Below are 14996 nucleotides of genomic sequence, written 5' to 3'. Positions count from 1 at the left end.
CTTTTACTCGAAGGTATTACACCTGACAGACCCGCAATTTTCAGGACATTCCAATGAATCAAATCGACCGTTTGCTCACTATTATGCAGCGTCTTCGCGACCCGGAAAACGGCTGCCCGTGGGATAAAGAGCAGACTTTCGCCTCTATTGCACCTTATACCCTTGAAGAAACCTACGAAGTGCTGGATGCCATTGCCCGCGAAGACTTTGACGATCTGCGCGGTGAACTTGGCGATCTATTGTTCCAGGTGGTGTTTTACGCGCAAATGGCTCAGGAAGAAGGGCGCTTTGACTTTAATGATATTTGCGCTGCAATCAGCGATAAATTAGAGCGTCGACATCCACATGTTTTTGCTGACAGTTCTGCCGAAAACAGCAGTAAAGTGCTCGTCCGTTGGGAGCAAATCAAAACCGAAGAACGCGCGCAGAAAGCGCAGCATTCGGCGCTGGACGATATTCCTCGTAGTTTACCGGCCTTAATGCGTGCGCAAAAAATTCAGAAACGTTGCGCCAACGTTGGCTTTGACTGGACGACGCTTGGCCCGGTGGTCGATAAAGTTTATGAAGAGATCGACGAGGTGATGTACGAGGCGCGGCAGGCTGTTGTCGACCAGGCTAAACTGGAGGAGGAAATGGGTGACCTGTTGTTTGCCACGGTCAATCTGGCTCGCCATTTAGGGACAAAAGCAGAAATTGCATTGCAAAAAGCGAACGAAAAATTCGAGCGTCGTTTTCGCGAAGTGGAGCGTATTGTTGCCGCGCGTGGACTGGAAATGACAGGTGTTGACCTCGAAACAATGGAAGAAGTCTGGCAACAGGTAAAACGGCAGGAAATTGATCTCTAAGGGAATTACGCGGTCAAGCGCGATTTGTGTCATTTTTTAAATGACAAGCGATTGATTTGCGTCAAAAACATTTACCCCAAAGGGGCTATTTTCTCACTCCTGATTTCAATAGTGCGCTGGCGAAGAGGAGGGATAATGAAAGTTTGTGGCACAGGTCATGTTCGGGTATACTGCTTTCCCGTCCTGGTTATTCCATCGTCTTTTCAACCTAACTTCTCAGGTTCAGCATGACAACGAACTATATTTTTGTGACCGGCGGGGTCGTATCCTCTCTGGGTAAAGGCATTGCCGCAGCCTCCCTCGCAGCCATTCTTGAAGCCCGTGGCCTCAATGTGACCATCATGAAACTGGATCCGTACATCAACGTCGATCCAGGTACTATGAGCCCAATCCAACACGGGGAAGTGTTCGTTACTGAAGACGGCGCTGAAACCGACCTGGACCTGGGGCACTACGAGCGTTTCATTCGTACTAAAATGAGCCGCCGTAACAACTTTACCACGGGTCGTATCTACTCTGACGTTCTGCGTAAAGAACGCCGTGGCGACTATCTGGGCGCAACCGTACAGGTTATCCCGCACATTACTAACGCTATCAAAGAACGCGTTCTTGCTGGTGGCGAAGGCCACGACGTGGTTCTGGTAGAAATCGGCGGTACTGTAGGTGATATTGAATCCCTGCCGTTCCTCGAAGCGATTCGCCAGTTGGCTGTTGAAATTGGCCGCGAACATACTCTGTTTATGCACTTGACGCTGGTGCCGTACATGGCAGCGTCTGGTGAAGTCAAAACTAAACCGACTCAGCACTCTGTAAAAGAACTGCTCTCTATCGGTATCCAGCCTGACATCCTGATTTGTCGTTCAGATCGCGCCGTACCGGCAAACGAACGTGCGAAGATTGCATTGTTCTGTAATGTTCCGGAAAAAGCGGTTATTTCTCTGAAAGACGTCGATTCCATCTATAAAATTCCGGGCCTGTTGAAATCTCAGGGGCTGGACGATTATATTTGTAAACGATTCAGCTTGAACTGCCCGGAAGCGGATCTGTCCGAATGGGAACAGGTTATCTTTGAAGAAGCGAATCCGGTGAGCGAAGTTACCATCGGTATGGTCGGTAAGTACATTGAACTGCCGGACGCTTATAAATCCGTGATTGAAGCACTGAAACACGGTGGGCTGAAAAATCGTGTCAGCGTCAACATTAAACTGATCGATTCACAAGATGTTGAAACGCGCGGTGTTGAAATCCTTAAAGGTCTGGACGCGATCCTCGTACCTGGTGGTTTCGGCTATCGTGGCGTAGAAGGCATGATTACTACCGCGCGCTTTGCGCGTGAGAACAATATTCCTTATCTGGGCATTTGCCTGGGTATGCAGGTGGCGTTAATTGATTACGCTCGCCATGTTGCTAACATGGAGAACGCCAACTCTACGGAATTTGTGCCAGACTGTAAGTACCCGGTTGTGGCGCTGATTACCGAGTGGCGCGATGAAAACGGCAACGTTGAAGTTCGTAGCGAGAAGAGCGATCTCGGTGGCACCATGCGTCTCGGCGCACAGCAGTGCCAGTTGGTTGACGATAGTCTGGTTCGCCAGCTGTACAATGCGCCGACAATTGTTGAGCGTCATCGTCACCGTTACGAAGTCAACAACATGCTGTTGAAACAGATTGAAGATGCAGGTCTGCGCGTTGCGGGCCGTTCCGGGGATGATCAGTTGGTCGAGATCATCGAAGTTCCGAATCACCCGTGGTTCGTGGCTTGTCAGTTCCATCCGGAGTTTACTTCTACTCCACGTGATGGTCACCCGCTGTTTGCCGGCTTTGTGAAAGCCGCCAGCGAGTTCCAGAAACGTCAGGCGAAGTAAGTAAAAAAGTTAGAACGGCAACGCGTACCCAGGGTACGCGTTGTTTGTCTGGAGTTTTAGTTTAACTAGTGACTTGAGGAAACCCTAATGTCCAAAATCGTAAAAATCATCGGTCGTGAAATCATCGACTCCCGTGGTAACCCGACTGTTGAAGCCGAAGTACACCTGGAGGGTGGTTTCGTCGGTATGGCAGCTGCTCCGTCAGGTGCTTCTACTGGTTCCCGTGAAGCACTGGAACTGCGCGATGGCGACAAATCCCGTTTCCTGGGCAAAGGCGTAACCAAAGCTGTTGCTGCGGTTAACGGCCCGATCGCTCAGGCGCTGATTGGCAAAGATGCCAAAGATCAGGCTGGCATTGACAAGATCATGATCGACCTGGACGGCACCGAAAACAAATCCAAATTCGGCGCGAACGCAATCCTGGCTGTATCTCTGGCTAACGCCAAAGCTGCTGCAGCTGCTAAAGGTATGCCGCTGTACGAGCACATTGCTGAACTGAACGGTACTCCGGGCAAATACTCCATGCCGGTTCCGATGATGAACATCATCAACGGTGGTGAGCACGCTGACAACAACGTCGATATCCAGGAATTCATGATTCAGCCGGTTGGCGCGAAAACTGTGAAAGAAGCCATCCGCATGGGTTCTGAAGTTTTCCATCACCTGGCAAAAGTTCTGAAAGCGAAAGGCATGAACACTGCTGTTGGTGACGAAGGTGGCTATGCGCCGAACCTGGGTTCCAACGCTGAAGCTCTGGCTGTAATCGCTGAAGCTGTTAAAGCTGCTGGTTATGAACTGGGCAAAGACATCACTCTGGCGATGGACTGCGCAGCTTCTGAATTCTACAAAGACGGTAAATACGTTCTGGCTGGCGAAGGCAACAAAGCGTTCACCTCTGAAGAATTTACTCACTTCCTGGAAGAACTGACCAAACAGTACCCGATCGTTTCTATCGAAGACGGTCTGGACGAATCTGACTGGGACGGTTTCGCATACCAGACCAAAGTTCTGGGCGACAAAATCCAGCTGGTTGGTGACGACCTGTTCGTAACCAACACCAAGATCCTGAAAGAAGGTATCGAAAAAGGTATCGCTAACTCCATCCTGATCAAATTCAACCAGATCGGTTCTCTGACCGAAACTCTGGCTGCAATCAAGATGGCGAAAGACGCTGGCTACACTGCAGTAATCTCTCACCGTTCTGGCGAAACTGAAGACGCTACCATCGCTGACCTGGCTGTTGGTACTGCTGCAGGCCAGATCAAAACCGGTTCTATGAGCCGTTCTGACCGTGTTGCTAAATACAACCAGCTGATTCGTATTGAAGAAGCTCTGGGCGAAAAAGCACCGTACAACGGTCGTAAAGAGATCAAAGGCCAGGCATAAGTCTGACTTTATCTGATTTAAAAATGCCAGCCTCCGGGCTGGCATTTTTTATGGTTGAGTTACCAGCGGCCGGACGCGCCGCCACCGCCAGAAGAACCGCCACCTCCGCTAAATCCGCCGCCACTTGAACCTCCATCGGAAGAGGATGAAGAAGAACCTTTTCTTGAAGCTCTTTCTTTACCGAGCTTCTTGTATTTGGCGCGTAACTTTTTATTCACCAGAAGCCAGAAGATAAGCAGCGGTACGATCGCAAAAGGCGTTAACATACCGCAGGCAACGATTAAATTCGTCCATGGTCCTGGCTCGGCAACATAGAGGAATACCATCCCGTAAATTGCGGCAGTGAGGGCAATCCACGGTAGATTTGATGGATCGGTAAAAATAATAAAATACGAAAGTACAGCCAGTAAAATAATGACAGCAATCGATAATGGAATTGGAGTTTTGATACTGTAATGATTTCCGCTGCTTTCTGGCAATTCACCATTCAACAGAAGCGCGCCGATATTTTCGCTGGCCAGTGTTAACCCTCCCATAAGATCATCGTTTTTGAACGCGGGGATCAATATATCACTGATAATCTTTGCCGCTTGCAGGTCGGTAACAACGCCCTCCAGTCCATAGCCAACTTCAATACGGACGGTATGATCTTCCCAGGCGACCAGGAGTAAAATACCATCGTTACGCTGTGCATCGCCCAATTTCCAGCTATCAAAAACGCGTGTTGCATATTGTTCAATGGAATCTTCCCCAGTGGATGGCACCACTAATATAGCGACCTGCGCCCGCGTATTCTGTGCAATCTTCTGTAACTGCAGTGTCAGAGATTGTTGCTCAGGTGAACTTAATGTATCAGTAAGATCGGTCACCTGTTGGTGTAGTTCCGGTACAGCAATTTGCTGGGCAAACACAGGAACGCACCACAATATGAGTAGAAAAAAGATTAAGCGCATATTGATCACCTGCGTCCGGATGAACCGCCGCCTCCTGAAGATCCGCCCCCGCCACGAAAAGAATTTCTCGACGAAGAGCGAGAATGAGCAGCACGACTCCCCGTTTTTTTGTTATTTTTTGCACTGGAACCCAGTTTAAGATTGCCAGTAAATATAGCCACAATGATCAGCAGAACGATGCCAGCAATGGTTATTGGCCCGATAAAATAATCAGTCAGCCCGATAATTGTTGATATCAATGCCATATCTTTATTACTGGCGAAAACCAGGCACCATCCCACAACAATTATCAGCAGCACGACAAACAATGAATTTCGTCCTGACTTAGGATGTTGCAGAGGCGTATTTTGTTTTATTGCTTTGGTGTTTTTATTCTTTGGTGCCAGCATCATGGAGAATGCGCGGTTCATATGAAAAAACACCATCAGGCGCCGCCAGCATTTGGCAGTAAACAATAAACTTATGCATACGAAAGATATTCGCCGAATGATGACATCATCACGAAAGAAGCAAAACCAAACGACGGGGGTTGCCAGTGAAATAAGCCATATTACAGGTCCGGGATTATCGATGAAGCGCCAGACGGCGGCAATAATGGCGATCATCAGCAATGTCCAGACAAGACATGGCAGTGAGCGTTGCGGATTAGCAAACAGATGATTGGCTAAAGCATCCAGTGGACTAAGGTTCGCTTTGGTATGGGTAAACAGAGCTATGCCTTCAACTCCCTGCGTTAACCCGGCGAAGAGATTGTTTTTTTCAAACTCTGATTGCATACGGTAACGAACAATTTGCGAAGCTTGTTCTGGTGGCAACATTTCTTCCAGTCCATGTCCAATCTTCATTGACGCCCGCCCTTCCGGCCAAACGACGAGAATTAAGATACCTTCGCCGTACCGCTTCTCTCCAACGGGTTTCCAGTGATATACCCCGTAGCTCTGCGAGGCTGCAAGTTTAATGTTTTTGCCCCCTGTGGTCGGCACAACCAACACAGCCACCTGGAAGTGGTTTTGCTGCTCGAGAGTCTGTAATTGTTGAGTTAAAGCAATTTGTTCTTCTGGCGTTAACGTCCCGGTCAAGTCCGTTACATATGGCACTTGTTCAGCGAATACAGGAAAACCGAATAGCGCCAGAATCAGGATAAAAATACGCATAGCAATTCCTTTCGTTACCAGCGCCCGGAAGCGCCACCGCCACCAGATGAACCGCCGCCACCGCTGAAATTGTCATTGTCGAAAGAAGAGGATGATGACGACGAATCTCTGTAGTTAGAATTGCTTCTGGTATGACGTGATGGCTGGTTGGCTTTACGCATTGAATCACGCACTTTTCTGCCGAAAGGGGTAAAGGCGATGGCGACAGCCAGAAATGGTGTGGCGAAGCAGAGTAATGTTGCGAGCACTCCCCAGCTTCCGATGAAACCGGCAATAGGTAAAACAAAGGCCAGTACAACAGCTGCGAAGCAAATCAATCCCAGCGTTTTGATATATCCCCTGGCGGAAATAAAGGTCAGTACTATCGCCCAGGCCAACAAAGCCCACCAACCGCTAAAGGGTAAAGGGTGATCGGTCGGTGTTATCGTTGCTAAATTATCCTCTGTCAGACGACTTTCAATATCGCTGATTCCCTCTTGCAAACCGCCAGCCAGGTCGCCATTTTTAAATGCTGGAATAATACTGTTGCGAATAATTTGTCCGGACTGTGCATCCGTAATAACGCCTTCCAGCCCGTAACCGATTTCAATACGCACGGTATGATCCTGCCAGGCGACTAACAGCAGAATGCCATCATCGCGGTCTTTATCACCTGGCTTCCAGCTATCGAATACCCGCGTTGCGTACTGTTCGATGGTTTCATCGCCTGTTGTTTCAACCACTAACACGACCAGCTGCGCCTGATTTTTTTGCGTCAGGGCTTTAATCTGGTTGGTCAGGGTGTTTACTTCGTTGTTCGTCAATGTGTCAGTTAAATCATTTACATACTTGGGTATTTCAGGTACTGGAATTTGCGTGGCAAACGCAGATGAACAGAAGAAAGCCATAAGAAAGATAAAATTTCGCATAGGGCTTCTCCGCTTAATGAGCATGAGTATTCTGGCTAAAATCTATTGTTGGGGCTTTACTTACTGCGGCGACATCATCTGGCAAATAATTTTTCTTCGGTGTGTAATCCATTACCTTTGCGGTTAATACAGCGGGGAATTTGCGGATGGTAACATTATATTGTTCAATGGCTTTAATATATCTTCCTCGCGCAACGGCAATTCGGTTTTCACTTCCTTCAAGTTGTACCATCAAATTTTGATAGAGTTCCTGAGCCTTTAATTCAGGATAACGCTCACTAATAATCGTTAGCTGGCCGAGTGTACGTGTCAGCTGCGACTGAGCTTGCTGCCAGGTTTGTAATTTTTGCGCATCTCCCGGAGCTTGCTGAAGATCGCTGCTGGCGCGATTAGCCTGGCTACGCGCCAATGTTACGGCTTCCAACACTTCTTTTTCATGGCTGGAATAACCTTTAATACTGGCGACGAGATTAGGAATAAGGTCGGCGCGACGTTGATACTGATTCAGAACTTCTGACCAGGATGAATTAATCTGCTCGTCATAAGTTTGAATATCGTTATATCCACAACCTGATAAATTGAAAATAAATATAATTACGATGAATATTCTGAGCATGTTTAAATCCCTTTAGTTTAATTCCCCAGGACATAATACGTCGTTTCATTATTTCCTTAATGATCTGATTCACCTTTTTATCTTAAACCCGCATGTAACAGAATGTTAATAAAGCATGAATATTGCGGTAGGATCTGCAATAATTAACAATTATCCACTTTACAGAGAATGCTATGCAGTACCCGATTAACGAGATGTTCCAGACCCTGCAAGGTGAGGGTTACTTTACCGGCGTCCCCGCCATTTTTATTCGTTTACAGGGATGCCCGGTCGGCTGTGCCTGGTGTGATACCAAACACACGTGGGAAAAACTTGAGGATCGGGAAGTTTCTCTTTTCAGCATTTTGGCGAAAACCAAAGAGAGTGATAAGTGGGGGGCAGCGAGCAGTGAAGACTTGCTCGCAGTCATCGGTCGTCAGGGATACACCGCGCGTCACGTGGTGATTACTGGTGGTGAGCCTTGTATTCATGATTTGCTGCCATTGACCGACCTGCTCGAAAAGAATGGTTTTAGCTGCCAGATCGAAACCAGCGGCACTCATGAAGTGCGTTGCACACCGAATACCTGGGTTACCGTGTCGCCAAAAATAAATATGCGTGGCGGCTATGAAGTGTTGTCTCAGGCACTGGAACGAGCCAATGAAATTAAACATCCTGTTGGACGCGTACGGGATATTGAAGCACTGGATGAATTGTTGGCGACGCTGACCGATGATAAACCGCGAGTAATTGCCCTTCAGCCGATTAGCCAGAAGGATGATGCCACGCGTTTGTGTATTGAAACCTGCATTGCGCGGAACTGGCGTTTGTCGATGCAAACGCATAAATATTTGAATATTGCCTGATTAAACATTTATAAGCGTTGAAAATGAGTGGAACCTGTAAATAACTCCACTCATTTATATTCTTTGTCGCCTCTGAAACTACTCCATTTTGCCCATCCTGGACTAATCATTGCCATTCTCTACAAATTCTGTGGCGTTAATTTTTCGCTGGAGTGAAAATTATTGCGGTGAAGTTTGGTAGATTTTAGTTTTTATAGATTTATTTTAAATATTTACCTTTTCAGCCAATGGATTAAGTGCTCTTTAACATAGTAGATGTGTTGTTTGTGTGATCCTGTAAAGTTGGTAGATTGTGACTGGCTTAAAAAATCATTAATTAATAATAGGTTATGTTTAGAGAGTTCCCCGCGTCAGCGGGGATAAACCGCCACGCTGGGCCAGTCGTATTCTGCTGGAAATGAGTTCCCCGCGTCAGCGGGGATAAACCGGAGAAATCTCTTTCCCGCGTTAATGATTCTCAGAGTTCCCCGCGTCAGCGGGGATAAACCTTTCAGTAGGGTTCAGCCCGGGCAGTTTCCCGCCCGGTCTTCCTTACTTACGCATTCGACCAGCTCTGGATCGAATCCGCACTCCCCAGCTCACCATGCATCACTTCATACGATTTTTTCAAAATCACATCGGTGTGTTTGGTTAGGTCTTTGAAAATACCTTTATTCATCGCGTCGTAGCGTTTGGCATTGCACTCAACAGGCATAAAGATATCTTTCACGCGAACCATTTTGTCGATCGCCGTTGCGTAATCCGGATACAGACCCAGACCTACCGCTGTATTAATCGCCGCCCCCAAACTTGCACAGCCGTTAATGGCGTTACGCCGTGCCCCACATATCCAGAGCGCAACACCCTAACATAGCGTTACTTAAGGGAAATTGACCGCCGACACACTCTTATCATTCGCCGCGATAGATGCAACCTGCGGTGCAGGTTTCTTTCACCATAACTGCACTTAACAGCGGAACAACCGGTTTAACCTGATCCCAAATCCATTTTGCTAAAACCTCGCTGGTCGGGTTTTCCAGGCCAGGAATATCATTGAGATAATAGTGATCGAGGCGATCATAGGTTGGTTTAAATGCCGCTTTCAGTTCAGCGAAATCGATAATCCAGCCCGTATGCGGATCGACTTCCCCGGTAATTTCCAGGCGCACCATAAAAGAGTGCCCGTGAAGGCGACCACATTTATGCCCTTGTGGGACGTGTGGTAAGCGGTGAGCGGCTTCGAAGGTGAAATCTTTAAATAACGTGGTGGACATCATAATTTCTCTACAGGACGACAAAACGGGCGTAGAGTACCGGAAAGCCTGTTTTTTCGCATTATCTAAAATGGGTTTGTTGCGCAAAATAGCCTAATTATCTTAATGATGTTCAATATTTATTTATTTTTCATTGGGTTAATAAATCTATTTTGTTGTTAAAGACTATTGCTAAAACAGGTTAGTCGATTTGGTTATTAGTTATCGCTATCCCGTCTTTAATCCACACCGTTCGCCCCGTTAACCTTACCTTCTCTTTTGTTTTATGGGCGCAGACAGGGCGCAGAAACAGCTTTGCTTACTGGAACATAACGACGAATGACGACACAGGCCCCACCTTCCGCTTTGCTTCCGCTGAACCCGGAGCAACTGGCTCGCCTCCAGGCAGCCACTACTGATTTGACTCCTACCCAGCTTGCGTGGGTATCCGGCTATTTCTGGGGAATACTTAACCAGCAGCCAGGTACACTTGCAGCTACACCTGCGCCTGGCGCAGAAATGCCGGGTATCACTATCATCTCCGCTTCGCAAACGGGTAATGCTCGCCGGGTAGCTGAAGCGTTACGTGACGACTTATTAACGGCAAAACTGAACGTTAAGCTGGTGAACGCAGGCGACTATAAATTCAAACAAATCGCCAGTGAAAAACTGCTTATCGTGGTGACTTCAACACAAGGGGAAGGGGAACCGCCGGAAGAAGCCGTCGCGCTGCATAAGTTCCTGTTCTCCAAAAAAGCGCCGAAGCTGGAAAATACCGCTTTTGCCGTGTTTAGCCTTGGTGACACCTCTTATGAGTTTTTCTGCCAGTCCGGTAAAGATTTTGACAGCAAGCTGGCGGAACTGGGCGGTGAACGCCTGCTCGACCGTGTTGATGCTGACGTTGAATATCAGGCAGCCGCCAGCGAATGGCGCGCCCGCGTGGTTGATGTTCTGAAGTCCCGCGCACCTGTTGCGGCACCTTCGCAATCCGTCGCTACTGGCGCGGTAAATGAAATTCACACCAGCCCGTATAGCAAAGAGGCGCCGCTGGTGGCGAGCCTTTCGGTTAACCAGAAAATTACCGGACGCAATTCTGAAAAAGACGTTCGCCATATCGAAATCGATTTAGGTGATTCAGGCCTGCGCTATCAGCCGGGCGACGCGCTGGGCGTCTGGTATCAGAACGATCCAGCACTGGTAAAAGAGATTGTTGAACTGCTGTGGTTGAAAGGCGATGAACCCGTCACCGTTGACGGCAAAACGCTACCGCTGGCAGAAGCCTTACAGTGGCACTGCGAACTGACCGTCAACACCGCGAATATTGTTGAGAACTACGCCACTTTAACGCGCAGTGAAACGCTGCTGCCGCTGGTGGGCGATAAAGCGAAGTTGCAGCATTACGCGGCAACCACGCCAATTGTCGATATGTTGCGTTTCTCTCCGGCACAACTGGACGCTGATGCATTCATCGGTATTTTGCGCCCACTGACGCCGCGCCTGTATTCCATCGCCTCATCGCAGGCGGAAGTCGAGAGCGAAGTGCACGTCACCGTCGGTGTTGTGCGTTATGACGTGGAAGGCCGCGCCCGTGCGGGTGGTGCCTCCAGCTTCCTCGCCGATCGCGTGGAAGAAGAGGGCGAAGTCCGCGTCTTTATCGAACATAACGAAAACTTCCGTTTGCCTGCTAACCCCGAAACTCCGGTGATTATGATTGGCCCCGGTACGGGCATCGCGCCGTTCCGCGCCTTTATGCAGCAGCGCGCCGCCGACGAAGCGCCGGGTAAAAACTGGCTGTTCTTTGGTAATCCGCATTTTACGGAAGATTTCCTCTATCAGGTGGAATGGCAGCGTTACGTCAAAGAAGGCGTGCTGACGCGTATCGATCTCGCCTGGTCGCGCGATCAAAAAGAAAAAATTTACGTACAAGACAAACTGCGCGAACAGGGCGCAGAGCTGTGGCGCTGGATCAATGACGGTGCCCACATTTATGTCTGCGGCGACGCCAATCGCATGGCGAAAGACGTTGAACAGGCACTTCTGGAAGTGATTGCCGAATTTGGTGGCATGGACACCGAAGCGGCGGATGAATTTTTAAGTGAGCTGCGCGTTGAGCGCCGTTATCAGCGAGATGTCTACTAATGAGCGAAAAACATCCAGGGCCTTTAGTGGTCGAAGGTAAACTGGCAGACGCGGAGCGCATGAAGCTTGAGAGCAACTACCTGCGCGGCACGATTGCTGAAGATTTAAACGACGGCCTGACCGGCGGCTTTAAAGGCGACAACTTTCTGCTGATCCGTTTCCACGGTATGTATCAGCAGGATGACCGCGATATCCGCGCTGAGCGTGCCGAGCAGAAGCTGGAACCGCGCCATGCGATGATGCTGCGTTGCCGTCTGCCTGGTGGGGTGATCACCACCAGACAATGGCAGGCGATTGATAAATTTGCTGAAGACAACACGATTTACGGCAGCATTCGTCTGACCAACCGCCAGACGTTCCAGTTCCACGGCATTCTGAAAAAGAACGTTAAGCCGGCACACCAGATGCTGCACTCGGTCGGGCTTGATGCGCTGGCAACCGCCAACGACATGAACCGTAACGTGCTTTGCACCTCGAACCCGTTTGAATCGCAGCTGCACGCGGAAGCGTATGAATGGGCGAAGAAAATTTCTGAACATCTGCTGCCACGTACTCGTGCATATGCGGAGATTTGGCTCGATCAGGAGAAAGTCGCCACCACTGATGAAGAACCGATCCTCGGTCAGACCTATTTACCGCGTAAGTTTAAAACGACGGTTGTTATTCCGCCGCAGAACGACATTGATCTGCACGCCAATGACATGAACTTTGTGGCAATAGCAGAAAACGGCAAGCTGGTAGGCTTCAATTTGCTGGTGGGCGGTGGGCTGTCTATCGAACACGGTAACAAAAAAACCTACGCCCGCACCGCGAGCGAGTTTGGCTATCTGCCGCTGGAGCATACGCTGGCGGTGGCGGAAGCCGTCGTGACGACTCAGCGTGACTGGGGTAATCGAACCGATCGTAAAAATGCCAAAACCAAATACACGCTGGAACGTGTGGGGGGCGAGACGTTTAAAGCGGAAGTGGAACGTCGTGCGGGGATCAAGTTCGAACCGATCCGTCCGTATGAGTTCACCGGACGCGGCGATCGCATCGGCTGGATTAAAGGTATTGACGACAAATGGCACCTGACGCTGTTTATCGAAAATGGTCGTATTCTCGATTATCCGGGGCGTCCGCTGAAAACCGGCTTGCTGGAGATCGCGAAGATCCACAAAGGCGATTTCCGCATTACGGCGAACCAGAATCTGATCATCGCCGGTGTACCGGAAAGTGAGAAAGCGAAGATTGAGAAGATCGCCAAAGAGAGTGGGTTGATGAATGCCGTCACGCCGCAGCGTGAAAACTCAATGGCCTGTGTCTCTTTCCCGACCTGCCCACTGGCGATGGCGGAAGCTGAACGATTCCTGCCATCGTTTATCGATAACATCGATAATTTAATGGCGAAACATGGCGTCAGCGATGAGCATATCGTGATGCGTGTAACAGGCTGCCCGAACGGTTGTGGTCGCGCGATGCTGGCGGAAGTGGGCCTGGTGGGTAAAGCGCCGGGTCGCTACAACCTGCATCTTGGCGGCAACCGCATTGGGACACGTATCCCACGGATGTATAAAGAAAACATCACCGAGCCGGATATCCTGGCGTCGCTTGATGAACTGATAGGGCGCTGGGCGAAAGAGCGCGAAGCGGGTGAAGGCTTCGGCGACTTTACGGTGCGTGCGGGCATCATTCGCCCGGTGCTCGATCCGGCGCGTGATTTGTGGGATTAACGCATCTCCTGACTATTCCCTCTCCTTTTGGGAGAGGGGTAGGGTGAGGGGAAAAGTGCAGAGGTAATTATGTCCAGACTCGATCTAAACGCCCTGAATGACCTGCCGAAGGTAGAGCGTATTCTGGCGCTGGCGGAAACTAACGCCCAACTGGAAAAACTGGACGCTGAAGGCCGCGTTGCCTGGGCGCTGGAAAATCTGCCCGGTGAATATGTGCTCTCTTCCAGTTTCGGCATTCAGGCAGCGGTGAGCCTGCATCTGGTGAACCAGATTCGCCCGGATATTCCGGTGATCCTCACCGATACTGGTTATCTGTTCCCGGAAACCTACCGCTTTATTGATGAGTTAACGGACAAACTCAAACTGAACCTGAAGGTCTACAGGGCAAAAGAAAGCGCCGCCTGGCAGGAAGCGCGCTACGGTAAACTGTGGGAGCAGGGTGTTGATGGCATTGAAAAATACAATGAGATCAACAAAGTCGAACCCATGAACCGGGCGCTGAAAGAGCTGAATGCGCAAACCTGGTTTGCAGGATTACGCCGTGAACAATCTGGCAGCCGCGCCAATTTACCGGTGCTGGCTATCCAGCGTGGCGTATTTAAAGTGCTGCCGATTATAGACTGGGATAACCGAACTATTTATCAGTATCTGCAAAAACATGGCCTGAAATATCACCCATTATGGGACGAAGGATATTTATCGGTCGGTGATACTCATACAACCCGTAAATGGGAACCCGGAATGGCGGAAGAAGAAACGCGTTTCTTTGGCTTAAAAAGGGAATGTGGATTACACGAAGGGTAAACGTTATCCGGATAAATTAAACGCCTCTGTCAGAAATGATGGGGCGTTTTTATTTTGCGAGCAGCATTCCGGCATTTAAACGTGAACGTCGCAGGGAGAATCAACAGGTATAGAATGGTGTCGGGTGCTTGAGGCTGTCTGGCGTTAAGCATTCGCGAGGTTCCAGATGGACAAAAGCCCCAGGCGATATTTCTATCAACCTGAGGCCAGCGTTCGAACCTAAGCAATTCGGATGTTAGTCTCTTCTTTGCAGGGAGGCAAGACATGCTGACAAAATATGCCCTTGTGGCAATCATAGTACTGTGTTTTACAGTATTGGGATTCACGCTGATGGTAGGCGACTCGTTGTGTGAGTTGAGTATCAGAGAACGTGGTATGGAGTTTAAGGCAGTTCTCGCTTACGAATCGAAGAAGTAGCCACCACGCGGGGGTAAAACCCCGCGTATTGGATTGTGATGGTTTGGTCTCCTGCACCCTTTTTTACTCTGTTTCAGGTGGCATTGATTTCCTGCAGGCACAGGAATAATCAGTTAAAAC

At 49.3% G+C, this 14996-nt stretch carries 13 protein-coding genes and 1 pseudogene; 8 read left to right on the top strand and 6 right to left on the bottom strand.

The genetic code is table 11. The features are described from left to right. Positions 1–53 precede the first annotated feature (53 nt). The 3 genes from mazG (at position 54) to eno (ending at position 4096) form a co-directional block, all read left to right on the top strand. The gene (gene mazG / locus WC5_RS19670; protein ID WP_001071628.1) at positions 54–845 is read left to right on the top strand and encodes a nucleoside triphosphate pyrophosphohydrolase; all 792 of its coding nucleotides are present in this window, start codon (positions 54–56) and stop codon (positions 843–845) included. 227 nt (positions 846–1072) lie between these two features. Next, entirely contained in the window at positions 1073–2710 is a 1638-nt protein-coding gene (pyrG, locus tag WC5_RS19675; protein ID WP_000210857.1) for a glutamine hydrolyzing CTP synthase, read from the top strand. A gap of 87 nt (positions 2711–2797) precedes the next feature. Beyond that, on the top strand, positions 2798–4096 hold the full coding sequence (gene eno / locus WC5_RS19680; protein WP_000036723.1) for a phosphopyruvate hydratase: 1299 nt from the start codon (positions 2798–2800) through the stop codon (positions 4094–4096). Positions 4097–4155: 59 nt separating this feature from the next. Here the strand turns inward: eno and WC5_RS19685 are convergent, their stop codons facing one another. The 4 genes from WC5_RS19685 to WC5_RS19700 are packed head-to-tail and all read right to left on the bottom strand — an operon-like array spanning position 4156 to position 7727. Further along, positions 4156–5058: a TPM domain-containing protein gene (locus WC5_RS19685; RefSeq protein WP_140442096.1), complete on the bottom strand. Its 903-nt coding sequence runs from the start codon at positions 5056–5058 to the stop codon at positions 4156–4158. Continuing rightward, the gene (locus WC5_RS19690; RefSeq protein ID WP_001217902.1) at positions 5055–6203 is read right to left on the bottom strand and encodes a TPM domain-containing protein; all 1149 of its coding nucleotides are present in this window, start codon (positions 6201–6203) and stop codon (positions 5055–5057) included. Before WC5_RS19690 ends, WC5_RS19685 begins: the two co-directional genes overlap by 4 nt. A gap of 14 nt (positions 6204–6217) precedes the next feature. Further along, positions 6218–7111, bottom strand: coding sequence for a TPM domain-containing protein (locus WC5_RS19695; RefSeq protein WP_001243480.1), 894 nt, complete (start codon positions 7109–7111; stop codon positions 6218–6220). A 13-nt stretch (positions 7112–7124) separates the two neighbouring features. Then, positions 7125–7727, bottom strand: coding sequence for a LemA family protein (locus WC5_RS19700; protein ID WP_000944220.1), 603 nt, complete (start codon positions 7725–7727; stop codon positions 7125–7127). Positions 7728–7900: 173 nt separating this feature from the next. Here WC5_RS19700 and queE point away from each other — a divergent pair, with 173 nt between their 5' ends. Beyond that, entirely contained in the window at positions 7901–8572 is a 672-nt protein-coding gene (gene queE / locus WC5_RS19705; RefSeq protein ID WP_001199968.1) for a 7-carboxy-7-deazaguanine synthase QueE, read from the top strand. A 535-nt stretch (positions 8573–9107) separates the two neighbouring features. Here queE and WC5_RS19710 read toward each other — a convergent pair. Next, positions 9108–9392: pseudogene (locus tag WC5_RS19710) on the bottom strand (FGGY-family carbohydrate kinase); the annotation flags it as partial. 70 nt (positions 9393–9462) lie between these two features. Further along, on the bottom strand, positions 9463–9828 hold the full coding sequence (gene queD, locus WC5_RS19715; protein ID WP_016159619.1) for a 6-carboxytetrahydropterin synthase QueD: 366 nt from the start codon (positions 9826–9828) through the stop codon (positions 9463–9465). Positions 9829–10143: 315 nt separating this feature from the next. On the opposite strand from queD, the gene cysJ reads away from it, so the two are divergent. The 4 genes from cysJ to WC5_RS19735 all read left to right on the top strand — a co-directional run bounded on the left by cysJ (position 10144) and on the right by WC5_RS19735 (position 14876). After that, entirely contained in the window at positions 10144–11943 is a 1800-nt protein-coding gene (cysJ, locus tag WC5_RS19720) for an NADPH-dependent assimilatory sulfite reductase flavoprotein subunit (RefSeq protein ID WP_000211337.1), read from the top strand. Further along, on the top strand, positions 11943–13655 hold the full coding sequence (gene cysI, locus WC5_RS19725; protein ID WP_001290643.1) for an assimilatory sulfite reductase (NADPH) hemoprotein subunit: 1713 nt from the start codon (positions 11943–11945) through the stop codon (positions 13653–13655). The genes cysJ and cysI overlap by 1 nt, the downstream gene beginning before the upstream one ends. 69 nt (positions 13656–13724) lie before the next feature. Then, positions 13725–14459, top strand: a complete 735-nt coding sequence (cysH, locus tag WC5_RS19730; protein ID WP_000088608.1) for a phosphoadenosine phosphosulfate reductase — start codon at positions 13725–13727, stop codon at positions 14457–14459. Positions 14460–14723: 264 nt separating this feature from the next. Further along, positions 14724–14876: a Hok/Gef family protein gene (locus WC5_RS19735; RefSeq protein WP_000956460.1), complete on the top strand. Its 153-nt coding sequence runs from the start codon at positions 14724–14726 to the stop codon at positions 14874–14876. Positions 14877–14996: the final 120 nt, after the last annotated feature.

The sequence above is a fragment of the Escherichia sp. KTE114 genome (genome assembly GCF_000407765.1).
GTDB lineage: Bacteria > Pseudomonadota > Gammaproteobacteria > Enterobacterales > Enterobacteriaceae > Escherichia > Escherichia ruysiae.
This window is presented reverse-complemented; position numbering and strand designations above follow the sequence as displayed.